The 25,363-nt window shown below is 61.1% G+C and carries 23 protein-coding genes and 1 pseudogene; 19 read left to right on the forward strand and 5 right to left on the reverse strand.

Annotated features, from left to right (window positions below; translation table 11 throughout):
* Positions 1-64: 64 nt before the first annotated feature.
* From EOW68_RS09345 to EOW68_RS09355, 3 genes and pseudogenes are all read left to right on the forward strand, one after another.
* Positions 65-1,099, forward strand: a complete 1,035-nt coding sequence (locus EOW68_RS09345) for an NAD(P)/FAD-dependent oxidoreductase (RefSeq protein WP_128224890.1) — start codon at positions 65-67, stop codon at positions 1,097-1,099.
* Between the two features lie 70 nt (positions 1,100-1,169).
* A complete protein-coding gene (locus tag EOW68_RS09350) occupies positions 1,170-1,823 on the forward strand; it encodes an HAD family hydrolase (RefSeq protein WP_431358843.1) in 654 nt (217 codons plus the stop codon).
* 226 nt (positions 1,824-2,049) lie between these two features.
* Positions 2,050-4,737 (forward strand): annotated as a pseudogene (locus EOW68_RS09355) (valine--tRNA ligase).
* Positions 4,738-4,905: 168 nt separating this feature from the next.
* On the opposite strand, the gene EOW68_RS09360 reads toward EOW68_RS09355, so the two are convergent.
* Together EOW68_RS09360 and EOW68_RS09365 are read right to left on the reverse strand one after the other, a co-directional pair.
* Entirely contained in the window at positions 4,906-5,904 is a 999-nt protein-coding gene (locus tag EOW68_RS09360) for a glutathione S-transferase family protein (protein WP_128224892.1), read from the reverse strand.
* A gap of 38 nt (positions 5,905-5,942) precedes the next feature.
* Positions 5,943-6,149, reverse strand: coding sequence for a hypothetical protein (locus EOW68_RS09365; protein ID WP_128224893.1), 207 nt, complete (start codon positions 6,147-6,149; stop codon positions 5,943-5,945).
* Between the two features lie 19 nt (positions 6,150-6,168).
* Between EOW68_RS09365 and EOW68_RS09370 the strand changes: the two genes are divergently transcribed.
* From EOW68_RS09370 to EOW68_RS09380, 3 genes are all read left to right on the forward strand, one after another.
* Positions 6,169-6,699: a 50S ribosomal protein L16 gene (locus EOW68_RS09370; RefSeq protein ID WP_128224894.1), complete on the forward strand. Its 531-nt coding sequence runs from the start codon at positions 6,169-6,171 to the stop codon at positions 6,697-6,699.
* 156 nt (positions 6,700-6,855) lie between these two features.
* Entirely contained in the window at positions 6,856-7,347 is a 492-nt protein-coding gene (locus EOW68_RS09375; protein ID WP_128224895.1) for a hypothetical protein, read from the forward strand.
* Positions 7,348-7,400: 53 nt separating this feature from the next.
* Entirely contained in the window at positions 7,401-8,288 is an 888-nt protein-coding gene (locus tag EOW68_RS09380; protein ID WP_128224896.1) for an ATP-grasp domain-containing protein, read from the forward strand.
* Between the two features lie 32 nt (positions 8,289-8,320).
* Here the strand turns inward: EOW68_RS09380 and EOW68_RS09385 are convergent, their stop codons facing one another.
* On the reverse strand, positions 8,321-9,901 hold the full coding sequence (locus tag EOW68_RS09385; protein ID WP_431358844.1) for an ATP-binding protein: 1,581 nt from the start codon (positions 9,899-9,901) through the stop codon (positions 8,321-8,323).
* Between the two features lie 58 nt (positions 9,902-9,959).
* On the opposite strand from EOW68_RS09385, the gene radB reads away from it, so the two are divergent.
* The 12 genes from radB (at position 9,960) to EOW68_RS09445 (ending at position 21,805) form a co-directional block, all read left to right on the forward strand.
* Positions 9,960-10,712: a DNA repair and recombination protein RadB gene (gene radB, locus EOW68_RS09390; protein ID WP_431358849.1), complete on the forward strand. Its 753-nt coding sequence runs from the start codon at positions 9,960-9,962 to the stop codon at positions 10,710-10,712.
* Between the two features lie 98 nt (positions 10,713-10,810).
* A complete protein-coding gene (locus tag EOW68_RS09395; RefSeq protein ID WP_128224899.1) occupies positions 10,811-11,413 on the forward strand; it encodes a chemotaxis protein CheC in 603 nt (200 codons plus the stop codon).
* Between the two features lie 104 nt (positions 11,414-11,517).
* Positions 11,518-12,672 (forward strand): acyl-CoA dehydrogenase family protein, encoded by a 1,155-nt coding sequence (locus EOW68_RS09400; RefSeq protein ID WP_128224900.1) that lies wholly within the window; start codon positions 11,518-11,520, stop codon positions 12,670-12,672.
* A 136-nt stretch (positions 12,673-12,808) separates the two neighbouring features.
* Positions 12,809-14,704: a 2-oxoacid:acceptor oxidoreductase subunit alpha gene (locus EOW68_RS09405; protein WP_128224901.1), complete on the forward strand. Its 1,896-nt coding sequence runs from the start codon at positions 12,809-12,811 to the stop codon at positions 14,702-14,704.
* Positions 14,705-14,706: 2 nt separating this feature from the next.
* On the forward strand, positions 14,707-15,645 hold the full coding sequence (locus EOW68_RS09410) for a thiamine pyrophosphate-dependent enzyme (RefSeq protein ID WP_128224902.1): 939 nt from the start codon (positions 14,707-14,709) through the stop codon (positions 15,643-15,645).
* A gap of 85 nt (positions 15,646-15,730) precedes the next feature.
* Positions 15,731-16,159 (forward strand): HTH-type transcriptional regulator LrpA1, encoded by a 429-nt coding sequence (gene lrpA1, locus EOW68_RS09415; RefSeq protein ID WP_128224903.1) that lies wholly within the window; start codon positions 15,731-15,733, stop codon positions 16,157-16,159.
* Between the two features lie 58 nt (positions 16,160-16,217).
* Positions 16,218-17,717, forward strand: a complete 1,500-nt coding sequence (locus EOW68_RS09420; protein WP_128224904.1) for a DHH family phosphoesterase — start codon at positions 16,218-16,220, stop codon at positions 17,715-17,717.
* A gap of 39 nt (positions 17,718-17,756) precedes the next feature.
* Positions 17,757-18,548, forward strand: a complete 792-nt coding sequence (locus tag EOW68_RS09425) for a CBS pair associated ParBc domain-containing protein (RefSeq protein ID WP_128224905.1) — start codon at positions 17,757-17,759, stop codon at positions 18,546-18,548.
* A 180-nt stretch (positions 18,549-18,728) separates the two neighbouring features.
* Positions 18,729-19,973 carry an aminotransferase class V-fold PLP-dependent enzyme gene (locus EOW68_RS09430; protein WP_128224906.1) on the forward strand — a complete coding sequence of 415 codons (1,245 nt, stop codon included), beginning with the start codon at positions 18,729-18,731 and terminating at the stop codon, positions 19,971-19,973.
* Between the two features lie 57 nt (positions 19,974-20,030).
* Positions 20,031-20,819, forward strand: a complete 789-nt coding sequence (locus EOW68_RS09435; RefSeq protein ID WP_128224907.1) for an HAD-IIA family hydrolase — start codon at positions 20,031-20,033, stop codon at positions 20,817-20,819.
* A 26-nt stretch (positions 20,820-20,845) separates the two neighbouring features.
* Complete coding sequence (locus EOW68_RS09440; RefSeq protein WP_128224908.1) at positions 20,846-21,040, forward strand: hypothetical protein; 195 nt, start codon at positions 20,846-20,848, stop codon at positions 21,038-21,040.
* Positions 21,041-21,109: 69 nt separating this feature from the next.
* On the forward strand, positions 21,110-21,805 hold the full coding sequence (locus tag EOW68_RS09445; protein WP_128224909.1) for a V-type ATP synthase subunit D: 696 nt from the start codon (positions 21,110-21,112) through the stop codon (positions 21,803-21,805).
* 4 nt (positions 21,806-21,809) lie between these two features.
* Here EOW68_RS09445 and EOW68_RS09450 read toward each other — a convergent pair whose 3' ends face one another.
* Positions 21,810-22,688, reverse strand: a complete 879-nt coding sequence (locus tag EOW68_RS09450) for a hypothetical protein (protein ID WP_128224910.1) — start codon at positions 22,686-22,688, stop codon at positions 21,810-21,812.
* Between the two features lie 52 nt (positions 22,689-22,740).
* Positions 22,741-23,919 (reverse strand): threonine synthase, encoded by a 1,179-nt coding sequence (locus tag EOW68_RS09455; protein ID WP_128224911.1) that lies wholly within the window; start codon positions 23,917-23,919, stop codon positions 22,741-22,743.
* A gap of 91 nt (positions 23,920-24,010) precedes the next feature.
* On the opposite strand from EOW68_RS09455, the gene EOW68_RS09460 reads away from it, so the two are divergent.
* Positions 24,011-25,273 carry an NAD(P)/FAD-dependent oxidoreductase gene (locus tag EOW68_RS09460; protein ID WP_128224912.1) on the forward strand — a complete coding sequence of 421 codons (1,263 nt, stop codon included), beginning with the start codon at positions 24,011-24,013 and terminating at the stop codon, positions 25,271-25,273.
* Positions 25,274-25,363: the final 90 nt, after the last annotated feature.

Consider the following 25,363-nt stretch of genomic DNA (forward strand, 5'->3'; position numbering starts at 1 on the left):
AAACCCCCTCTAACACCCATCCCAGAATCGCAGTCAGTTAGTGTCGCGAGCCCAACTCAGTAGCATGGAAATCGGTATCATCGGTGCGGGTGCTGCGAGTGCAGCAGCAAGCTACGTCCTCGACGGGGCGGTCCCGGAGGCCACCATCACTGTGCTGGAAAAATCCGGTGGTGTCTGCGGCCGGGCGGCCACACGACGAAACGGTGGCCGGTACTACGACTATGGCGCGAACTATCTCAAAGACGACGATCAGCGCGTGGTCGACCTCGTCACCGAGACACTCGATACGACGGGAATGGCCAGTATCGACGAGCCGGTCTACGTGTTCGACAAAACGGGCACTGTTTCGGAGGGCCGCGACGAGCAAGAACAGAAGTGGACCTACCGCGAGGGGCTCACACAGATCGCAAAACGCCTCTTCGACCGGACCGATGCGACGGTCGAGCGCCGGACCCGCGTCGAGACGATCGAGCGAACCGGCGACAGCTGGCAACTGCACGATACGGACGGCCAGTCCTGGGGACCGTTCGACGTCCTGCTCTGTAACCCCCCAGCACCACAGACAGCCGAACTGCTGGCCAACGCAGAGTGGGATGCAGAGATCCGCGAGCGACTGGTGGAGGCAGTCGAGGCAGTCCCCTACCGGTCTGTCTGGACCGCGGTGCTCGGCTACGAGTTCGAGCTCGATCGCCCCTACTACGCCGTCGTCAACACCGACAAGGAACACGATGTGGGCTGGGTCTCACGCGAGGAGTGCAAGCCGGGCCACGTCCCCGACGGTGAGTCGCTGCTGATCGTCCAGGCTAACCACGAGTGGTCTGTCGAGCACTACGACGAGCCACCGGCGGAAAACGTCGCCGAACTGGCTGACCAGACCGCCCACATACTCGGTGACGACCGGCTGGCAGCACCAGCCTGGACCGACCACCAGGGCTGGCGGTACGCACTTCCTGAAGGCGAAGTTGCCAGCGGTCCACTCGACTCGGCAGCGGAGTACGGACTCTACTGTGTGGGTGACTGGATTCCGGGTGAAGGGCGACTTCACGCCGCCCTGCGGAACGGACTCGACACTGGCGAGCGAATCGTTTATGCGCTCTGATCCTGGTCGTGACTGGCTCCATCGATACCCGTTCCAATATCCTTTTACTCCGGTATCGTCACGATACAGTATGAGCCCGTATCGCGTGGTCCTCTTTGACATGGATGGGGTTATCGTCGATTCCGAGCAACACTGGGGTCGGATCTGGCGTGAGAAGATCTTTCCAAAAGTGACCGGAAATCCCTCGCTTGGGGAAGTTACCGGCCGGGATTACAGGGAAACGATCCCCGAACTCGATCAAAAGTACGGACTCGAATCCGATCTCGAAGCCGTACTGTCGGAGTTCGAGAGCTACGGCAGGGAGATCTACGCCGAGAAAGCGGGCTCCAGTGACGAACTGCTGGCCCTGTTCGACGACCTCCGCGATCGTGACCTCGCGGTCGGAATCGTCTCCTCGTCGCCGCGGGAGTGGATTCATGCCGTCGTCGACCGGTTCGATCTGGAGCCACTCTCGATCGTTCTCAGCGCCGGCGAGATCGACGGCCCCGGGAAGCCCGAACCGGACGTCTACGAGGCGGCGATGGCCGAACTCGGCGTCGATCCGGCGGCGTGTATCGTGATCGAGGATTCTGAAAACGGCGTCCGGGCGGCCGACGCAGCGGGCGCAACGGTGATCCGGTTCCAGCAGTCCTCGACAGCCGAGCAGATGCCCGAAGCCGACGCCGTCGCCGACGATCCCTCCGATCTCCGGGGGATTCTATTCGAACTCGTCGACCAGGAGTGAACTGCCGTTCTCGTGTCGACCGTTCTCGATACCCGGTTTTTGACACTGCGACACGGTCACAACCGACGGACGAAAACCATGTCATTAATACCGTCCGTTCGTTCATATACTACTATGTTGCGCCGAGTTCAACCTATCGGATCGGTAGTAGGGGCGTTTTTGCCCCATTAACACCCCCACTCGGCGCAGGCATCGTTTTCTAACCGCGATCAAGAGTCAATAGAGTATGAGCGACACACAGGACCAACCGACCGACGAACCGCCAGCCGAACAGAACGCCATAGACGGGGAGTACGACCCGAGTACCGTCGAACCCGAGTGGCAAGAGCAGTGGGTTACTGAAGAGACCTACGCCTACGACGGGGACGCCGACACCCGCTACACGATCGATACCCCGCCGCCGACAGTCTCCGGTAATCTGCATATGGGCCATCTCTACCAGTTCACACTGCAGGATTTCGTCGCCCGCTACCGCCGGATGAGCGAGGGAACTGTCTTCTTCCCCTTCGGCTACGACGACAACGGGATCGCCTCGGAGCGACTGACCGAACGCGAACTCGATATCAACCACAGCGAGTACCCGCGCCGGGAGTTCCAGGAGAAATGCCGCGACGTCTGTGACACCTACGAGGCAGAGTTCACGACCGATATCCAGTCACTCGCTATCTCTGTCGACTGGGATCACACCTACAAGACGATCGAACCCCGCGTCCAGCGCATCTCCCAGCTTTCCTTCCTCGATCTCTACGAGCAGGGCCGGGAGTACCGCAAACGTGCGCCGACGATCTGGTGTCCGGACTGTGAGACGGCCATCTCCCAGGTCGAACAGGAGGATCTGGACAAACACACCAAGTTCAACGATATCGCCTTCGAGATCGTCGAGACCGGTGACGGCTCCGAGCCTGAATCGGATACCTTCACGATTTCGACGACACGACCCGAACTCCTGCCGGCCTGTGTCTCCGTCTTCGTCCACCCCGAGGACGACGAGAATCAGCATCTCGTCGGCGGCACTGCACGAGTTCCGATCTTCGGGCAGGAAGTGGATATCATCGAGGACGACCGCGTCGATATGGAGACCGGCAGCGGCCTCGTGATGTGCTGTACCTTCGGTGATCAGAACGACATCGAGTGGTACCAGGCCCACGATCTGGATCTCCGTATCGCCATCGACGAGTCGGGGACGATGACCGACCTCGCCGGCGACTACGAGGGGATGACCACGAAAGAGGCCCGCGAGGCGATCATCGAGGATCTCGACGAGGAGGGCTCCCTGCTCGAATCCCGCGACCACGAACATACAGTGCAGGTCCACGAGCGCTGTGACGTGGAAGTCGAGTATCTCGTCACCGAGCAGTGGTACGTGAAACTGCTGGACAAAAAGGAAGAGTATCTGGAGGCCGGTCGGGAGATGGACTGGTTCCCCGAGAAGATGTTCACCCGGTACAAACACTGGATCGACGGGCTGGAGTGGGACTGGTGTATCTCCCGCCAGCGCGACTCCGGCATCCCGTTCCCGCTGTGGTACTGTGAGGACTGCGGCGAGGAGATCTTCGCCAACCGCGAGGATCTCCCGGTCGATCCACTCGCCGACGAGCCACCCGTCGACGCCTGTCCGGAGTGTGGCTGTGAGACGTTCACTCCGGAAGAGGACGTCTTCGACACGTGGGCGACCTCCTCGTTGACGCCACTCGTCAACGCTGGCTGGGACTGGGACGCCGACGCCGGCGAGTTCAGCTACGAACGGCCGGAACTGTATCCCGCCAACCTCCGCCCGCAGGGCCACGATATCATCTCGTTTTGGCTGTTTCACACCGTCATCAAATGCTACGAACACACCGGCGAGGTGCCGTTCGATCACGTGATGATAAACGGGATGGTGCTCGACGAGAACCGCGAGGCGATGTCGAAATCAAAGGGCAACGTCATCCCACCCGAAGAGGTGCTCCAGAAGTTCCCCGTCGATGCGGCGCGCTACTGGGCGGCCGGCACCTCGATCGGTGACGACTTCCCGTACCGCGAGGGTGACCTGGAGGCTGGCGAGCGCCTGCTCCAGAAACTGTGGAACGCCTCGCGGCTGGTCGACCAGCTGACCCCGTCGACGGGGGCTGTCGAGCACGTCGAGGAGGACGACCTCGCGGAGATCGACCGCTGGCTACTGGCCGAACTCGACGAGACTGTCGCAAACATCACCGAGCGGTTCGACAACTACGAGTTCTCGAAGGCACGGATGGAACTCCGCTCCTTTTTCTGGTCGACGTTCTGTGACGACTATCTGGAGATCGCAAAACAGCGTCTCGACGACGGCGGCAACGCCTCGACGGAGTTCGCACTCGTCACTGCACACCGGACGTTCCTGAAGCTGTTCGCACCGCTGCTCCCGCACATCACGGAGGAAATCTGGACGCGCATCTACGACGAACAGGCGTCGATTCACACCTCGGCGTGGCCCGCCCCCGGCGGCTACGAGGCCGACCTTGACGCAGGCGAGACGGCGATGGAGGTCATCTCCGCGCTCCGCCGGTACAAGACCGACAACGGCCTGCCACTGAACGCCGAACTGGATCGCGTCGAGATCTACGGCCACGTCGGCGAGTTCGCCGGGCCCGTCGCAGAGGTGATGCACGTCGGCAGCATCGACGCCTTCGACGAGGAACCGGACATCACGACCGAGATCAGCGGTGTCGATCTGGATTACTCGCTGGTCGGGCCGGAGTTCGGCAGCGAGGTCGGTGACTTCTAGTCGGCTATCGACGCCGGCGCGTTCGCGGTCGCCGGCCACCCACCCCGGGGGGCCGGGGGCGAGTTCGAACTCGCCGACGAGATGTTCGAGATCGAAGAACAGCGACGGTACTCCGGCGACGGGGAGATGATCGAAACCGAGCACGCAGTCGTGATCGTCGACACCGAATAACGTTCGAACGAGGCCACCTTTCTACGAAGAGTCCGTGGCGACGACTGATAGTGTTTGTTGCGAGTCTTTACCGCGACGGTGCAACAAGATATCGGTCACACGGCGTGAAACACCGATATCTGTGACGTGGTCACAAAAATTACTGCAACAAACACTATGAAACCAGTGTTAGTCAGCAGCGACGAGTGCTTTCGGTGGCCCGCCGGGGAGTTCCTCTCGGTCGTGGTCGGCCTCGAAATCGAGATCCGGGCCAGCAGCGATGATCCGCGTCGGTGTCACGTCGGGGTGGGTCGTGTAGTAGTGTTCCTTGATGTGGTCCATGTTGACCGTCTCGGCGACGCCGGGCGTCTGGTAGAGATCGCGCAGGTACGGCCAGAGGTTGTCGAACTGGTGGATGAACTGCTTGTTGCACATGAAGTGCGTGTGATACACCTGGTCGAACCGGACGAGCGTCGTGAACATCGCGATATCCGCTTCGGTCAACTGGTCGCCGGCCAGATATCGCTGGTTGGCGAGCACCGAATCCCAGTGATCGAGTGCATCGAACAGTTCGTCGACCGCGTCGTCGTAGGCCTCCTGGCTTTTTGCGAAGCCAGTCCGGTAGACTCCGTTGTTGATCGGTTCGTAGATCTCGTCGATGACTCGGTCGACCTCGTCCTGGTAGCCCTCGGGGTAGAGATCCACGTCCCGCGTCGCGACCTCCTCCATCTCGGTGTCGAGCATCCGCATGATCTCCCTGGACTCGTTGTTGACGATGGTCTCCTCTTTCTTGTCCCAGAGCACTGGGACAGTCACTCGGCCGGTCACCTCGTCGTCGACTTTCTGGTAGAGTTCACGCAGGTAGTCGTTGCCGTACTGGGAATCTTCCGTACAGCCCTCCTTTTCGGGTGTGAACTGCCAGCCGTCCTCGTCGCGGAACGGGTCGACGTAATCGACCGTAATCGCGTCTTCGAGACCCTTCAGCGCGCGCACGAGCAGCGTCCGGTGGGCCCACGGGCAAGCATAGCAGACGTAGAGGTGGTACCGGCCGGATTCGGGTTGGAACCGTGCGTCGGGATCGCTACTGATCGAGTCCCGGAAACTCGTCTCCGAGCGTTCGAACTCACCCTTGTCGTTTGTCGATTGGTACGTATCGGTCCGCCATTCGCCGTCGACGAGCATATTCATACTGATCAGTAGGGGTTGTAGGGGCAAAAGAGCGGCAGTTAACCGAGTGTTACCAACGTGTCTTCTTCCCTGATACGTTCTTTCCAGCTATAAATACAGGGAAAGAGATAGATCCGTCTCTCAGCGCGTCTGTCCAGCTCCCGGATGCCAGCGTCGTCCAGATACCGGGCACCGGCAGGTACCCACGCCGTCAGTCGTGCACACGCGCCCTCCGTTTCGAAGGCTTTATCCTCGCTGTTGGCCACGTTCTTTTTAAGAATAACAATGTCCGAAAAACCAGCATCGATGTACCGGGACATCGACAAGCCCGCCTATACCCGCAAAGAGTATATTACGGGCATCCCCGGTTCGAAGATCGCACAGCACAAGATGGGCGACGAGAACACTGAACCCGAGGATTACCCGGTCCAGATCTCCCTCGTCGTCGAGGAGTCCGTCCAGATCCGTCACGGCTCGCTCGAAGCCTCGCGCCTCTCGGCGAATCGCCACCTGATTCAGGAACTCGGCGAGAACAACTACAAGATGATCCTCCGGAAGTTCCCACACCAGGTGCTCCGTGAGAACAAACAGGCGACCGGTGCGGGTGCGGACCGTGTCTCCGACGGGATGCGCCAGTCCTTCGGGAAGATCGTCGGTACCGCCGCACGGATCAACGCTGGCGAACGGCTGTTCACCGCCTACGTCGAGGTCGACCAGGCCGAGGCAGTCAAGGAAGCCTACCGCCGTGCCTACAACAAGATCACACCGCCGTGTCGCATCGTCGTCGAACGCGGCGAAGAACTCCTTATCTCCTGACGCCCCGCAGTCGGGCTGATCTTGTTCCTACGACCGCCAGTGGCTGCTCTGGTGGATCTCTGCTGACTGTTTACCTCTCCTGGCATTTTCTCACGCTGGTTTCACTTTCCACCATGATTAATTATTTACTTTTCCGGCCCAAATATATGCTAGACAATGGCAATCGAGGACCACTACGGACGTGATCAGGAGAGTGTATCGGAGTTAGAGGCCCCGATCGCGTGGCGGGGTGGCGTTACGGCGGGGTTCATCGCGACAGTCGCGACGAGTCTCGTGATTCTCCCCACGAACGCCTCAATGTTCAGCGAGACGATCGCCGGGATGTACGGGCTGGAGGGGATGTTCTTCGTGGGGTTGATTGCCCACCTCGTCCACGGGACCTTGTTCGGCCTCATCTTTGCGGCGGTGCTCTCAGATCCGGGGTTGATCTACATCACCAACTGGATCTCGAAAACCGTCCTCGCGGGACTGATCTTCGCTCTCACACTCGCGATCGTCGGGACCGGGTTCCTGTTACCGGTCTGGACACAGTTCGTGGGTCTGACGAGTCCGCCGGAGATCCCGTGGATTACGTTCCCACTGCTGGGCTGGCACGCACTCTACGGACTCGTGCTCGGACTGCTGTTCCCGTTTCTCGAAGAGTGGTAGGTCGGTGGCGACCGGACCCCGCAACTTTTGTCACTCCTGGCTAACCAGAGGGTATGCTTCGGCTCGCGGTGGCCACGAACGCCGAAACGTACGAGCGAATGCAGTCGCCACTCCGGGAACGGGGGATCGACCCCGACCATATTCCGACTGCAGAGCGGACAGTGGTACTTTCTGACGGCCCTGACGTCTACGCGACCGAGGATCAGTCTGTGTCCAGCCAGTTCGACGTCGGTTTCGTCTTCCCGCCACGACTGGCCGAAGGTGGCGTCGCCGACGGACTCCTCCAGATACCGTGGGTCAACGGCCGCGAGGCGATCTTGCGCTCCAGACAGAAAGGCGAGACACTCGCACGACTTTCCCAGGCTGGTGTTCCGACACCGGAGACCGTCGTCGTCTCGAACCCGGCCGACGAGGCGATCCTCAAAACTGCCTTCGAGCGCATCGAGGGGCCCGTGGTCGTCAAACCCAACAGCACCACCCGGGGAATCGGTGTCGCGAAAGCCCACGATATGGACTCCTTTCTCGGGATCTGTGATTATCTGGATCTCGTCCACGACTACCGCGCCACTGGCGACCAGTCCTTCCTCGTCCAGGAGTATCTCCCGGACGCCCGCGATTTCCGGGTCATGCTGATCGACGGCGAGGTGGTCGGCGCAGTCGAACGCCGACTCCCCGACGAGGCCATCGAGGCTGGTCAGTGGAAACACAACGTCCACCGCGGCGCGGAGGCAAGCGGCGTATCACTCGACGACGATCTGCGAGAACTCGCGAGGGCCGCTGCCGAGGCACTCGATATTCCCTGGCTCGGTGTCGATCTGCTCATCAGCGATGGTCGCGCTGTCGTCAACGAAACAAACGCGCGGCCGACGATCGACTCGGCGACGAAGTACGAAGACGGATTCTGGGACGACGTTGCCGACCTGATCCGGATGCAGGTGTAGCAGCCGCCTGCATCGGCGTGGGCGCTCCGGTTTTAGCCACGTTCGAGCAGCCCAACCAGATAGCTCCTGTCGTGTGTCTCCGTCCAGGTCAGCCAGGCCGTTCCGTAGTGATAGAGGACAGCGAGCGTCACTGCCCAGACGAGATGGCCGACCAGCGACGGAGCCGTGAGCAGGGGCACCGGCGTCGAGAGGCCGACGAGATTCAGCCACAGCGGCATGACGAACCCGGCTGCGACGAGCCAGAGAAACAGGCTGACACCGAGTGCAATTCCGATTCGGGTGTGGATTTCCTGGGAACGGGCTGCCGGGACCGCAGAGAGAATGCCTGCGTAGAGCAGGCCGAAGACGATGCTGTGAAACTCGTGGCTGATGATGCCGACAGCCAGCTCTTCGATCCCGTACAGCGCTCCGATGATCGGAATCCCGCCGCCGGTCGCCTCCATCGCGACCCCCATCGTCGCACCAGCGACCAGGGCGGCTCCGATTGCGATCGCGGCCTCCGGGGGTGTGACACCCGGGACGGTGAGCGAACTACCTGCACGGCCCGGGTCCGGTCGGGAGTCGGCTCGTGGGAGTTCGACCGTAATCAGTGTGCCTCCGTCGTCGACTGCCGTTTCGATCTCACCGTCGAAACTCTCGACGAGGAGCCGGACGATATTGAGCCCGAACCCGGTCGTCGGATCGTCGAACTCGGCGATCTCCCCGTGCTTGAGCAGTTGCTGCTGTGCATCCGGGAGTCCAGAGCCGTTGTCGGCGACCCGAACCATCACTCTGGATCGTATCGTCTCGATTGTGAGATGGATCTGTGGGTTCTCGCTGTACTCGACTGCGTTTTCGAGTAGCTGTCCCAGCACCTCCGCTAGCTGGGCGTTCGCACGAACGTCGATCCGCTCGTCGGGGGCAGTCCACTCGAACGTCGCCTCGGGGTACCGCTCGCGGGCGGCTTCGAGTTCTCCCTCCAGACAGGCAACCACGTCGGTCGGACCGAGTGTGAGATCCGCCTTGTCTGCCGTGTTCGAGAGATATTTGACGTCTTCGACGGTGTCGATCACAGCCTGTGCCTGTCTGTCGATCACCTCGATCGACTCCTGGCTGTCGTCCTCGGCGAGCAGACTGGAGTGACCCTTGATCGCAGTGGCGGCGTTGATGACCTGATCCCGGAGGAGTCGGTTGAGGAGGATAAGCCTGTTTGCCTGCTGTCGCAGCTCCAGCCGGTGGCGCCTGTTCCTGGCAGCGTACAGCCCGGTAAGCGTCCCACCGACTGCACCGCCGATCATGAAATTCGAGAGGTAGGTCTGTTCGCGTAGTACCGCCGGATCCATCATCCCGTCTGGCTGTGCGCCGAGCAGGGTCAGTGCGACCAGTAGTGCCATCGATGCCGTCCCGATTGCACACCACCGTGCTGTCGTCCGGACCAGCTTGGGATCGTAGCTTCCGACGGTCAGAATGACGCCGAAGGCCGTGAGTGACAGCCCCATGACCAGGGGCACGATGCCGGCGAACAGGAACTGCGAAGTCGTTTCGTCGGCTGCCAGCGTGACTGTAAATCGGGTCAGGAAGAACCCGATCAGCGCGATCACCAGCCCACTCGCCGACAGCGAACGCCAGTGCATTACCAGTAGGAACTGACTACCCCTCGAAAAAAGTTTGGGGGAGTGACTCAACAGACGCATTTCTGCACGCGGCGGCGACAGACGACAAAACCACTCTTTAAATGCGAATGGGCACGAACGTTCGACAGTGACAGATCCCATCCCGACGGGCTGTAGCCCGATCGACGACCTCATCGGTGCAGGGTTCGAGCGCGGTGCGGTCACACAGATCTACGGTGCGCCGGCGGCGGGCAAGAGCAATCTCGTTCTCTCGGCAGCCGTCGAGGCTGCCGCAGCGGGGCAATCCGCGCTGTACATCGATACCGAGGGGATGCCGATCCAGCGGCTCGAACAGCTCGCGAGTGGCTACGACGACTCTGTCGACGAGATCGCCTCCCGGATCATCATCACCGAGGCACTCACCTTCGAGGAACAACAGGAGGCCGTCCAGGACGCCGCCGAGTTCGCGGGGCAGGTCGATTTCATCGCACTGGACAGTGCAACCGGCTTCTACCGGCTCGAACGGACCGAACAGGACGAGGGCGAGGCCCTGCGCGCGGTCGGTAGACAGATCACACACCTGCTCTCGCTCGCGCGCAAACACGATATCGCCGTCGCTTTCACCAACCAGGTGTACACCAATCCCGAAGACGAGACGACGAACGGACTCGGCGGCCACACGCTCGATCACTGGTCGGCTGTCATCGTCCGGTTGGATCGGTTCCGCGGGGGGAATCGGCGCGCGACGCTAGAGAAACACCACTCGAAAGCGGCCGGCGGCACTGCCCAGTTCAAGATCACCGACAGTGGGCTAGCCGGCGACTCGGTGTAGTCGGCGTCCGTCGAGACGGTCAGCAATTCTCGGCGACGAAAATGCGGGGGTGCGTATTATATATGTCCGGCAAAAACGGGAGCACAAGAACGCTACTTATGAGCTTAATGATCGATATCCGGAAGCTCGGACTGTTCAACAAGATGGCCAAGCAGGGCGGGAACACGGTTGCCAGTCACCTCAGCCAGATGACGGGGATGGAGACGGAGATGGAGATTACGAAGATCAACTTCATCGATATCCCGGATATCAAGGCCCACGTCGGCGACGAAAAACAGATCGGTATCAGCATCGAGATGACCGAACGTCCGTACGGTCACATCCTCTTTCTATTCAACGCGACCGACGCGAAGAAACTCGCACACGGGATGATGGGTGATATGGCAAACGGCGAGGAATCCGAAAACGGCTTTACCGACATGGAACGGTCTGCGATCCAGGAGATCGGCAACATCATGACCTCGGGATTCATCGACGGCTGGGCGAACGTGCTCAACACCACGATCGACATGTCGACACCCACCTTCACCTACGGGCCGGGCAGCGGGATGGTCAACGAACTCGTCGGCGACCGCGACGACGAGATGGCGCTGATGTTCGACTCACGTGTCCAGGCACTGGATTCCGATATCAACGTCAAGGTGTACACGTTCCCCGAACTCGACGAACTCGTGAGCCTGATGCAGGAGATCGAAGTCTGACGGACATATTTTCTGTCACGCACACGTGGACGATCGTGACTACACACCAGTTCCGTTTCATTCCGTTGTAAAACTTTTATTTAGTCTACCTTTCAATGTAAACCATGAATCTCTTGGAAGAGAGCATCGTTCCCGAAGCGGCCCGTGACATCAAACAGGACGCTCGCGAGTTCGCGGCCGAACAGATCGAACCGAACGCCGAGGAGTACTACGACCGGGGCGAGTACCCCTGGGAGATCCTCGAAGCGGGGATGGATGCGGGGCTGGTTGCCCAGAACATCTCCGAGGAGTACGGTGGTCGTGGGCTCTCGCTGGCCGACACGCTGGCGATGGCCGAGGAGTTCTACCGGGCCGACGCCGGCATCGCGTTGACCCTCCAGCTCGCCGGCTTCGGTGTCGATATCGTCGAAAAACACGGCAGCGAGGAACAGATCGAGGAGTACCTCCGGCCCGTCGCGGCCAACGAGCAGATCTCCGGACTGGGCGTCTCCGAGCCGGAAACCGGCAGTGATCTCGCCGGGATGGATACCACAGCCGAGAAGGAGGGCGACGAGTGGGTGTTGAACGGTGAGAAGTACTGGGTCGGCAACGGCGTCGAGGCAGACTGGTTGACGATCTACGCCAAAACTGGCGACGATCAGAACAACCGGTACGGCAACTACTCACTGTTTATCGTTCCGACCGACGCACCCGGCTACGAGGCCGAACACATCCCCGAGAAGATGTGCTATCGCGCCTCGAAGCAGGCCCACATCACGCTGGATGACTGCCGGATTCCCGAGGACCATCTGATCGGCGTCGAAGGGTCGGGATTTTATATTCTGGCCGAGTTCTTCAACCACGGTCGCGCCATCGTCGCCGGGCACGGGATCGGACTCGCCGCAGCAGCCATCGAGGAAGCCTCCGCGTTCGTTCACGACCGGGAGTCGTTCGGCCGAACCGTCGACGAGTTCCAGTCCGTCCAGCACGATCTGGCCGAGATGCGCATGGAATTCGAATCCGCGCGCGCGCTCACCTGGCGGGCCTGCGAGAAAGTCGCGAACAAAGACAACGCTGGCTACTGGGCGGCACTCGCGAAGACAGTCGCGACGGAGGCCGCAACCGAGTGCGCCGAACGCGGGATGCAACTCCACGGCGGCCGATCCGTCCTCGAGGAGAACCGCATCTCCCGCGTCTACAGAGATGTCAGGGTGCCCGTGATCTACGAAGGCGCGAACCCGATCCAGCGCAACCTGATCTACCGGCAAGCGCCCCGATAAACCGGCAAAAATCACACACACCGCGGACGAAATCTTTGGTGATTAACCATGTTCTCTGTTACATTTTGACAAAGTTAAAGACGGAGGCCCCCGTGCACTCGCATATGGCGTCAGTAGTAGAAACGAGGTGGCATCAATGAGCGATTCAGGCCTGAAATGGCGCATCGCTGGTGGGTCGGGTGACGGTATCGACTCGACGAGCCAGAACTTCGCGAAAGCGTTGATGCGTTCGGGGCTGTACGTCTTCACACACAGACACTACCCATCGCGGATCCGGGGTGGCCATACGTACGTCGAGGTCCGCGCCGACGACGAACCCGTCAAATCCCGCGGTGACGGTTTCAACTTCCTGCTGTCGCTCGGTGACAGCTTCGCACGGAGCGAGAAGGAAGGGGCGGTGTACGGCAAAGAAAAACTGAAACCCCTCTCCGAGAATCTCGACGACCTCAACGAAGGCGGTGTCATCATCTACGACACCGGGCTCATCGACGAGGAGGCAACCGAGGAGATCAATCTCGAAGAGCGCGCAGAGGAGAACGACTGGCACGTCTACCCGATCGATCTCCGTGGGCTCGCACGCGAACACGGCCGAGAGGTCATGCGAAACACGGCAGGGATCGGATTCACGGCCGCAATGCTGGGCATCGAGACCGAGCCGTTCGAGAAACTGATCGGCGAGGCGATGTCCGGTGACGCCAAGGACGCGAACATCGAGATCCTGAACATCGCCTACGAGCAGGCCCAGGAGATGGAGACGACACACGATCTCCAGGTGCCAGAAGGAAGCCACGACGAGGAAATGGCGATGATGAGCGGTAGCGACTCGATCTCCTACGGTGCACTCGACGAGGGCTGTCGGTTCATCGCCGGCTACCCGATGACACCGTGGACGGACGTGTTCACGATCATGTCCCAGAATCTGCCACACTTCGGCGGGATCTCCGAGCAGGTCGAAGACGAGATCGCCGCGGCATCGCTCGCACTCGGTGCCTCTCACGCGGGCGTCAAGGCGATGTCCGGCTCCTCGGGTGGTGGCTTCGCACTGATGAGCGAACCGCTCGGACTGGCAGAGATGACCGAGACACCGGTCGTCCTCGTCGAGGCGATGCGGGCAGGCCCGTCGACGGGTCTCCCGACGAAACCCGAACAGTCCGACCTCGAACACGTGCTGTACACGAGCCAGGGTGACTCCTGTCGTGTGGTCTTCGCGCCGGCGAACGTGCGTGAAGCCTACGACCAGACACGGAAGGCCTTCGAACTGGCCTACAGCTACAACCTCCCGGCGATCGTGGTCTACGACCAGAAGATCCAGGGAGAGCTCCGGACCGTTCCCATCGACTTTTTCGACCGGGAGCCAACCGAGGAACTCGAAGGTGTCCTCACCGAGGAAGAACTCGAAGAGGCCGCCCACGATCAGGCTGGCAAGTTCCAGCGCTACCGTCACGACGTCGAAGACGGCAGCAACCCACGGTCGATCCCAGGCCAGAAGGGTGGCCGACACCTCGCGACCGGTAACGAGTCCCAGGCAGTCGGGCACATCGAAGAGGATCCGGACAACCGCAAAGCACAGATGGATCGGCGGATGCGCAAGCTCAGTTCGATCCGTGAGGACCTCGACAGTATGGACTCCTCACACCAGACCTACCACGGTCCGGCCGACGCCGACCAGGGTATCCTCGTCTGGGGGAGCCAGCAGGATACGGTGTTCGAGGCTGTCGACCGACTCAACGCCCGTGGCGAGGAAGTGAAAGCACTCGGCGTCAGCGATCTGATGCCGTACCCCGAAAGCGATGTCACTGCGTTCCTCGAAAGCGTCGACGACTGTCTGGTCGTCGAGATGAACGCGACCGGGCAGTTCCGCGGACTGACACAAAAGGAGCTGGGTCGGTTCGGTGACAAGCTTTCGAGCCTGTTGAAATACGACGGTGAGCCGTTCGAGCCGGGCGAGGTCGTCGAAGGGTTCGAATCGAGCGTCAACGGCGGAGAGCCGCCGGGCAAAAACATGGTAATTGAACCAGCGGCAGGTGATTGATCATGACAGCATTCTCAGCAATCGGTGCGGACGTCGAATCGAGCAAAGACGATTTCACCCCCGGTGTGGAACCACAGCCGACGTGGTGTCCGGGCTGTGGTGACTTCGCGGTCCTGAAAGCACTCAAGGGAGCGATGCCGGAGGTCGGCCGCTCCCCCGAAGAAGTGATGCTCGTCACGGGGATCGGCTGTTCGGGCAAACTCTCCAGCTACTTCGAGAGTTACGGCTACCACGCCATCCACGGCCGCTCACTGCCGGTCGCACGAGCGGCGAAACTCGCGAACCCGGGCCTCGAAGTCGTCGCAGCGGGCGGCGACGGTGACGGCTACGGGATCGGTGGCAACCACTTCATGCACACCGCCCGCGAGAACCACGATATGACCTATATCGTGTTCAACAACGAGATCTTCGGCCTGACGAAAGGCCAGACCTCACCGACGAGTCCGAAAGGCCACAAGTCGAAGACACAGCCGAGTGGCTCCGCGAAGGATCCGGTCCGACCGCTCACGCTGTCGCTTGCCTCCGGTGCCTCGTACATCGCCCGGACGGCCGCGACGAACCCGCGGCAGGCCCAGGAGATCCTGAAAGAGGCGATCGAACACGACGGCTTCGCACACATCGATTTCCTCACGCAGTGTCCGACCTGGAACAAGGACGCAAAGGAGTACGTCCCCTACACTGACATCCAGCAGGACGACGAGTTCGACTTCGACATCACCGACCGTCGAGAGGCGGCCGACGTGATGCTCGAGGCCGAGAACCGCCTCTACGAGGGCGAGGTCCTCACGGGTCGGTTCTATCAGGACTCCGAGCGGCCATCCTACGGTGAAGAGAAACGATCGACCGGCGAGATGCCAGAACAGCCACTCGCCGAGCGCTACTTCGACGACGACGTCGAGTGGGAGCGGTCGGCCGACGAACTCGTCGGACGCCACACCTGAATCGCCGCCACACATTTGTTTGCGGGTCGAAATCTCGCTTTGTGCATTCGGAAGATATTTTTCCGCCGGAGTGAAATATACAGCTATGAGCGCAGAGGCTACGGAAAAACGAATTCTATCTGTCTTAGAAGAGGATGCACAGGCGTCGTACGCGGAGATCGCACAACGGGCGGACGTATCGAAACCCACAGTCAGAAAGTATATCCAGAAACTCGAAGAGGAGGGAGTCATCGTCGGCTACTCCGCAGACGTCGATCCGAAGAAACTCTCAGGGCAGTCTATCGCCATCGTCGGGATCGACGTCGCCAGCGAACAGTACGTCGAGGTCACCCAGCAACTGAAAGAACTCGACGCGATCGAGAAGCTGTACACGTCGAGTGGCGATCACACGCTGATGGCGGAGGTCCGTGCGCCGGATGGCGATTCGCTGGGTAAAATCATCAACGACGATATCATCCATCTCGACGGTGTCGACGCTGCGCATCCCTCTTTTCTCCAGGAACGTCTGAAATAATGCCTCTGTTCCCGACCGGAACTCCTGGTTTTTATACGGACGTCCTCCAAGACTCCGTATGACGAACCGACTGCTCGTTGGTTCTGGTTCGCTCCTGTCGACCGTAGTCGAATCACTCCAGACCAGGCCGGGCAGTATCGAGGTTGCGACGACCGACGGCGCGCTCGCCGAGTCAGTTCAGGGAACCGTTGGAGTTCGCGATGTCGACGAGATCAACCGCGGTGTCTTGCTTTCGTTCGACCGGCCCGACATCGTCGGAGTGTTCGGCCAGAACCGGGCCACGAACCGGTCGCTCGCGATCACCGTTCGCGACGTGTTTCCCGAGGCAAAACTCGTCGTTTACCGTGCCGAGCGGGAGGGCAACGACGATCACTCCGGACCGACCCTCGAATCCGTCGCGGATATGATCGTCGATCCCGACCGGGAGCTGGTAGATCACATTCGGGCCCGGCTGGGCGAGAGTGGGCAGCGAATGCGCCAGCTCCAGCGAGTACTCCGGGGGATCGATCGGCTCGCTGTCATCGCACACGACAACCCGGATCCGGATGCGATCGCGAGCGGACTCGCTCTGGCGGCGCTCGCAACCAGAGCTGGCTGTGACACAGAGCTGTGTTACTACGGCGATATCACCCACCAGGAGAACCGGGCGTTCATCAACGTTCTCGACATCGAGTTGCGGAATCTCGATCCGGAGGAAGATCTCTCCGAGTTCGACGGTCTCGCACTCGTCGATCACTCCCGTCCCGGTGTCAACGACCAGCTGCCACCCGACGCACCGGTGGATATCGTCATCGACCACCATCCACCCCGGTCGCCGGTCGATGCCAGCTTCGTCGACCTCCGGAGTGGTGTCGGTGCGACCAGTACGTTGCTCGTCGATTATTTCGACCGGTTCAACGTCCCGATCGAGGAAGATATGGCTACGGCACTCATGTTTGGCATCCACGTCGATACGGCCGGCTTCTCGCGAGAAGTCTCACAGGAGGATTTCACCGCCGCGGCAAAACTCTCGTCGACGGCGAACTTCGGGATGCTCGAACGGATCGAATCACCGAGGATCAGCCAGCAGACCTTCGAAACCATCGCCAGCGCGATCAGCAATCGCGAGGTCAGAGACGAGGTGCTGTTGAGCTGTGTCGGGATGCTCAGCGAACGCGATGCACTCGCACAGGCAGCAGATCGGCTACTGGCACTCGATGGTATCTCGACGACGCTCGTCTACGGCATCAAAGACGGCCAGATCTACATCTCCGCCCGCTCTCGTGGCTCCAATATCGATATCGGCGAGAGTCTCCGGGAAGCGTTCGGTCAGATCGGGAGTGCTGGTGGCCACGTCGATATGGCCGGCGCACAGATCGAACTGGGGGTGCTCGAGTCAGTCGAAGACCGTGAGGAATCACTGACGGAGGTCGTCGAGGCGGTGGTCAACTCCCGGTTTCTCGACGTCATGTCGAACAGGATCGAGCCACCGGGGACAGGGGCCTACATGGCCGACGCGATCAGCGAGGAGTACCTCGTCGAGGATCTTCCGACGGACAGCGAGCAAACGGACGAGTAGACGAGAGATTTTTCCGGACACCGGTCGTTAGCAACTGCAATGGCAGACGAAGCGAAACCGACCGTCCAGGATTATATGACCCGGGATGTCGCGACAGTCTCGCCCGACGACACTGTCCGTGAGGTCGCAGAACGGATGTCTCACAGCGACGACCACAGCGGCTTTCCGGTCTGTGACGGCCGCCACGTCGAGGGGTTTGTCAGCGCGCGGGATCTCCTTCTCGAACGGGACGAAGAGCCGATCTTCAGAATCATGTCGACGGATCTGCTCGTCGCACATCCCGAGATGAAACTGACAGATGCGGCCCGCGTCATCCTGCGATCTGGCATCCGACGGCTCCCGGTCGTCGACGACGCGGGGAATCTCGTCGGGATCATCTCGAATGCGGACGTGATCCGCAGCCAGATCGAACGGGCCACACCGAGCAAAGTCGAGAAGCTCGTGACAACACTGGAAAATATCCACGGTGTCGAGGCCAGCGAAACGCGCCGCGACGTCGAGTTGGCGAGGCTGACACCCACGCAAGGGAAAGTCTACGCCGACGAACTCCAGGGGAGACAGTACGAACTCCAGCGTGGACTCGCCGAACCACTGGTAGTCATCGAGACGCCGACGGATCTCCTCCTTGCCGACGGCCACCACCGAACGAAGGCGGCGAAAGCGCTCGGGATCACGGAGATGGACGCCTACGTCATCGTCATCGACGACCCGGTCGAACTCGGGATGGCCGAAACTGCCCGGAAAGAGAGCCTCGAATCGGTCGACGACATCGATATCGTCGACTACGCACACCATCCGCTCGTCGAGCGAACCCAGCGTCTCCAGGAGTGATCGTGGTTGTTGCGGTTATTTTCAGCCATGGCGACGGGAATCAGGTCGCTCACGTCGTGACACAACAGACCCCACATAGCCTTTGATAAAGACTCGCAACAACCACTATGGTTACCGTAGCGACAAAGATGGTTTTGGCGAACCGAAATAATGTTGTCCGTTCGGCCCCTCAATCCAGTAATGGCAACGACTGAATCCGACAGCCTCGACGTCGAGGCGATCAGAGCTGATTTCCCAATTCTGGAGCGGGAGTTCGGAGACCAGCAACTCGTCTATCTCGACAACGCCGCGACGACACAGAAGCCCGAGCAGGTGATCGACGCGATCAGTGACTACTACCGCGAGACGAACGCGAACGTCCACCGCGGGCTTCACCAGCTCTCCCAGGAGGCCTCGATCGCCTACGAGACGGCCCACGACCGGGTCGCGGAGTTCATCGGCGCGAGCGGCCGCGAGGAGATCGTCTTCACGAAGAACACGACCGAGAGTATGAACCTGGTCGCCTACGCCTGGGGGCTGAACGAACTCGGTCCGGGTGACGAGGTCGTCCTCACGGAGATGGAACACCACGCCTCGCTGGTCACCTGGCAACAGATCGCCAAACGAACTGGCGCAGACGTCAACTACATCCGGATCGACGAGGATGGACGGCTGGATATGGACCACGCCGCAGAGTTGATAAACGAGAACACCGAGATGGTCTCCGTCGTCCACGCCTCGAACGTGCTCGCGACGATCAACCCCGTCGGCGAACTCGCTGATCTGGCCCACGACAACGACGCCTACATCTTCGTCGACGGCGCGCAATCTGTCCCGAACCGGCCGGTCGACGTCGAAGCGATCGACGCCGACTTCTTCGCCTTCTCGGGGCACAAACTCTGCGGGCCGACCGGGATCGGCGTCCTCTACGGTAAACAGCAGATCCTCGAAGAGATGCAGCCGTACCTCTACGGCGGCGATATGATCACGAAAGTCACCTACGAGGATTCGACCTGGAACGAACTCCCCTGGAAGTTCGAGGCCGGCACGCCCGCCATCGCGCAGGGGATCGCCCTCGCGGAGGCCGTCGACTACATCGACGAGATCGGGATGGAGAAGATCCAGCGCCACGAGAACGAACTCGCCCAGTACGCACTGGAGCAGTTCGAGAAGTTCGACGACATCGAGGTGTTCGGCCCGCCAGCCGGTGAACACCGTGGTGGGCTGGTCTCGTTTAACGTCGAGGGTGTCCACGCCCACGACCTCTCCGAGATCCTGAACGATTATGCCGTCGCGATCCGGGCCGGCGATCACTGTACGCAGCCGCTACACGACAAACTCGGCGTCGCCGCGACAGCGCGTGCATCCTTCTACATCTACAACACGAAATCCGAGATCGACACGCTCGTCGAGGCACTCGACGACGCACGGCAGTTGTTTGCCTGATACCGGCCACTACCTCCGACCGTCGGGGTTAATTTGCTCCCGCCCATTCTGTCTATAATGACGCTCAGAGGTGCGATCGTCGATCTCGACGGAACCGTCTACCGCGGCGACGAACTGCTCGATGGCACGCGAGAGGGTATCGACGCGATGCAGGCAGCGAGTCTCGACCTGTTCTTTCTCTCGAACAACCCGATCAAAGACGGCGAGCAGTACGTCCGCCGACTCCGCGAGATGGGGCTCGACGTCCCGAAGGGCGCGGCCTCCTCCGCGGGCGCTGTCACCACCGACTATCTCGTCGACCACCACAGCGACGATCGGATCTTCCTGATCGGTCACGAGGGGCTGCGCGATCAGTTCCGGGCTGCCGAACTCCCGGTAACCGACGATCCGGCGGCAGCGGACGTGATCGTCGCCTCGTGGACGCCCGAGTTCGACTTCGCAGATATGCAGGACGCACTCGACGCCTCGGACGGGCAGATCGCCTTCTACGGCACCGACCCCGACCGGACCTTCCCGCTGGAAAAAGAGTCGATGGTTCCGGGGTCGGGTGCGATCATCGGCTCCGTCGCGTCCGTCATGGGGATCGAACCCGAGAAAGTCCTCGGGAAACCATCCGACGTTGCACTGCAGGCCGCACTCGATAGACTCGAAATCGATCCTTCGGAGTGTCTGATTGTCGGCGACCGGCTGGATACCGATCTCCGGATGGGATCGAACGCAGGGATGACGACCGTGCTCGTCCTGACTGGCGTGAGCGACCGCGCCGATATCACTAACTCCGATGTCGATCCGGATTACGTCATCGAGAATCTCGGCGAGATCGAGACCGTGCTTGAGCAGGGATAAGTAGCCGGCTGGAGTACGGACAGTCGATGGTCGAAGCAGATCCGGTGATGCGCGCCGCACGGAACGGATTTCTGGTCCTGATCGTCGTCTTGCTCGGGCTGAGTATCTACGAGTTCGTCTTCGTCGACGGGAGCCGACTGACCGTGCCGGCGCTGTGGACACTCGGTGTCGTCGTGTTCTACGCCTCGAAGCTGTACTACCAGCGGTCGGAGTCGTTTTGACCGATGGGGGACTCGCTGGTGGGAAAGACTGGAAACGGTTAACTGGCTACGTACACAACCTGTGAGCAAATGGCCAAGGATGTCAAGCCGACCCGGAAGAATTTGATGCAGATCGAGGACCGCATCGAACTCTCCGAGCGAGGCCACGACACACTCGAAAAGAAACGTGATGGGCTCATCATGGAGTTTATGGATATCCTGGATCAGGCTCAGGACGTCCGATCTGATCTGGAAGGCACCTACCAGGACGCCCAGCGCTCGATCGACATGGCGCGGGCGATGGAGGGCGACGTCGCAGTCCGGGGGGCTGCGGCAGCGCTGAAAGAACATCCGGAGATCACGACGCAGTCGAAAAACATCATGGGTGTCGTCGTCCCGCAGATCGAGTCGACGAAAGTCAGCAAGAACCTCCAGGAACGGGGCTACGGGTTGCTCGGTACGAGCGCCCGGATCGACGAGGCCGCCGAGGCCTACGAGGATCTGCTCGATCAGATCATCCTCGCTGCGGAGGTCGAGACGGCGATGAAGAAGATGCTCGAAGAGATCGAGACGACGAAACGGCGTGTCAACGCCCTCGAGTTCAAACTCCTGCCGGATCTCCGCGACAACCAGGAGTACATCGAGCAGAAACTCGAAGAGCAGGAACGTGAGGAGATCTTCCGCATGAAGAAGATCAAAGCCAAGAAAGAAGAGGAGGAGAAAGCCGAACGCGAGGCCGAAGAAGAGAGAGCGCGCGAGAAGGAGACCGTCTCTGCAGACGACTAGCGGATCATACCGGGTACGAGACACTCCAGAGCGACCACTCTGTCAGATCTTTTACCGTGCCGATCTGGAAGACCTCGTTTGTTCTCTCACCTTCCAGTTGTTCCAGCATATCGTCCATCCCCCGGGCTCTGTACAGCGTTACGGCGTCGAGACTGACGATGGCGATGATCTGTTTGTAACCGTCCAGCTCGCTCGCACCACTGGGAACGAACCGCGCATCGGGCCGCTCCGCGTTTGGGTCGGGAACGTCTCTCCACTCGTGGATACCCTCGATCTCCGGCTCGATATCCGAGAGAAACTGGTGGTCCCCACGTTCGTCGATGACGTCTTCGTAACTCTCGACACTCCCTCGATCGTCGATATCCTGTCTGATACGGGACTTCTCGTGGTACAGCTGTCCGGCTGCCTCCCAGTCGTTGGCTGCGACCGCCTCGATGTAGCTCTCGGCAACGCCTTTTGCTCCATCCAGCCCGCCGGAGAGAAGCTGGCGGCCACCGGTCGCAACGACGGCGAGGCCAGCACCGCCGAGCAACAGTCTGCGACGAGTCAGCCGATCGGTCACGCCCGACCCGTCCGACTGTCGCTCGTCCTTCGGTAACTCGTCGGAATCCGCCTGGCTCTCGCCATCTGGCGCTCCCGTGGGGCTGTTTGCTGTCGATTTCGAGGAGCTATTGGCCGACTCACTACTGGGTGATTGATCGTTCGAGCGTGCCTGGCGCTCCAGATACGCCGCTCTTGCCTGGCTGTCCCACTCCTCGTTGAGAGCCGGATTCCACCTGTCTGCCTCCCGTTCGCCACCGTCGGGGACCAGCCGACGTACTCCGTGACACCGCTCGCAGCGCGAGTCTGCTGCTGGTGCCCCACAGCGTCTACAGGGCGTCATGTGCTGGCTGTTACTGCTGGATGCAGTAGAGCTTTTGTATTTTCCCAGACAGCTATACACCTTGTCGCATCAGGTGGCTCCGGAGGATGTCGCTTTCCCGGTTGGCTGTCGCGGGGTTGATCAACAGCACCGTCTCGTCGCCGTCGAAGGCACCGTCGTCGGCGAGTTGTTCGGCCCCACTGATCGCGACGCCACCGGTCGCACTCGTCGGGACGCCTGCCTTCGCCAGCGAGACAGCGCTTTCGAGTAACTCGTCGTCGGTCACCGTGACTGCGCCGCCGTCGGTGGCATCGATCGCCTCGAGTGCGTACCGTCCGCCCGCGGGGTCCGGCACTTCGAGCGGTCCGGAGATCGTGTCCGGGCTGTCGACTGGCACTGGCTCGTCCGATCCAGTTCTGTGGGCCTCGACAATCGGTGCACAGCCCTCGGGCTGAGCGGCGTACAGCCGCGGGAGCTGTTCGATAGTACTGGTCTGTTGCAGTTCTCGAAAACCGCGATAGAGGCCGAGGAGGACAGTACCGTGGCTCGTCGGGTGGACGATCGCGTCCGGGAGATCCTCGAGCCGGCTGAACAGTTCGTAGGCGATCGTTTTCTGTCCCGCGTGGCGGTAGGGCGTCTCGAATGGGGCCAGCGAGTGCCACTCCTCGTCGCTGTCCTCGAAGGCTTCGACTGCGTCGGGGTACCGGCCGCCGACGACGTTCATATCGCCACCCTGGACGTTGATCATCGCCTTGTTGGCGAACGTCGATCGCGTGGGGACGAAACTGTGTGAATCGACTCCCGCGCGCGCGGCGTAGGCGGCTGCCGCCTGTCCCCCGTTGCCGGTCGTCGGCAGTGCGACGTCGGTTGTCCCCTGCTGGCTGGCGGCCGTCACTGCGAGTGCGATCCCGCGATCGACGACTGCACCGGTCGTGTTCCGCGCCTCGTCTTTGACGAGCACGCGCTCGACACCGAACCGGTCAGCGAGCGATGTGGCCTCGACCGTGGGTGTCAGTCCTTCACCGATGGTCGTGATCGTCTCCGCCTCGAAGGGAAGAACGCTCGCGAAGCGATCGATACCGACGCCGGAGTCCGGTCCGGATGCGATTGTCTGGTGAGCCTCGTGCAGGCTGTCCTCGTCGTACACGGGAGCGAGTGCGCCCGCACAGTCTGGACAGCGGTGGCTGTCGACCTCGACCGTACTCTCGCAGTCCATACACCGCAGCCCGGCAAATCCGTCGGTCGTCTGCATACCTACCCGTTGGGCTGTGGTCACTAATCCTCGTTGGGTCGTTGTCGGTCGCTCCAGAGCCATTTTGGTGGTCGAAGCCGACAACTGAGGTATGACCGATGTGATCGTCGCAGGTGCGGGGCTGGCCGGACTCGTCGCGGCCAGACACCTCGCCGCGGATGGGGTGCGTGTCCGAGTACTCGAAGCCACAGCCGATGTCGGCGGCCGGGTCAGAAGCGAACAGGTCGACGGCTTTACGCTCGACCGTGGCTTCCAGGTGCTGTTTACGGCCTATCCTGCCGCCCAGGCCGAACTCGATCTCGACAGCCTGGATCTGCGCTCGTTTCGACCCGGTGCGATTCTCGCCCGCCCCGGCGAGCGGACGACGCTTGCCGACCCACTCCGTGATCCCAGTGCACTCGTCCCCTCGCTTCTCAATCGCAACGTGACCGTCGCCGACAAACTCCGCATTCTCGCCCTCCGACGAACACTCGCCCGCAAACCGCTCGCGGAGATCATGGCTGCCGACGACTGTTCGATCGACGAATATCTCCGACGGAAGGGCTTCTCCGGGAAGTTCCGTCGACGGTTCGCCGCACCATTTTACGGCGGTATTACCCTCGATCGATCGCTCTCCTCCTCACGGCTGGTCTTCGAGTACACCTTCAAGATGCTTTCCGAGGGCGAGATCGTCGTCCCGGCCGAGGGGATGGGTGCGATTCCCCGACAGCTGGCGAAGACGGCCCGCGAGGCCGGAGCCCGGATCGACACCGGGCGAACAGTCGACGTCGTCTCACCGGACGGCGATGGCGTGACTGTCGAAACCGACGGCGAGACGATCACTGCCGATGCCGCCGTCGTCGCGACCGACCCGAAAACTGCCGCCGGGTTGACTGGCTGTGCCGGGATCCCGACCGAGGGCGACGGCTGTGTCACGCAGCATTTCTCGCTGCCGGCCTCGGAGCGACTCGACACAGACCGGCGACTCCTGCTCAATACGGTCGATGCCCGCCCGAACACGGTGGCACCGATCTCGGAAGTCGCCCCCGAGTGTGCACCGCACGACAGCGAGCTTCTCAGTGCGACCTTCCTCGGGACACCCGAGGAAACTGACGACGAACTGGCTGCGGAGGTGCGGGAAACACTCGACTCGTGGTATCCCGAGCACGACTTCTCGGAACTGGAACTGCTCGAAACCCACAGGATTCCCTTCGCCCAGTTCGCACAGCCGCCCGGATTCAGGAAGCGCTTACCGGACGTCGACGACCCCGACGGCGCGGTCTATCTCGCGGGGGAGTACACCGAGTGGTCCGCGATTCAGGGCGCGATGGAGAGTGGTCGCCGGGCCGCACAGGCCGCACGTCGTGACCTGTAATCTCATCCTGATCTGTCCGGAGCTGGGATATATCTGATACAAGTGGCATCTAATTTAAGGAACTTATGTAATAATAAACGATAATAATTA

The organism is Halovenus amylolytica, assembly GCA_004015825.1.
Taxonomy (GTDB): Archaea; Halobacteriota; Halobacteria; order Halobacteriales; family Haloarculaceae; genus Halovenus; species Halovenus amylolytica.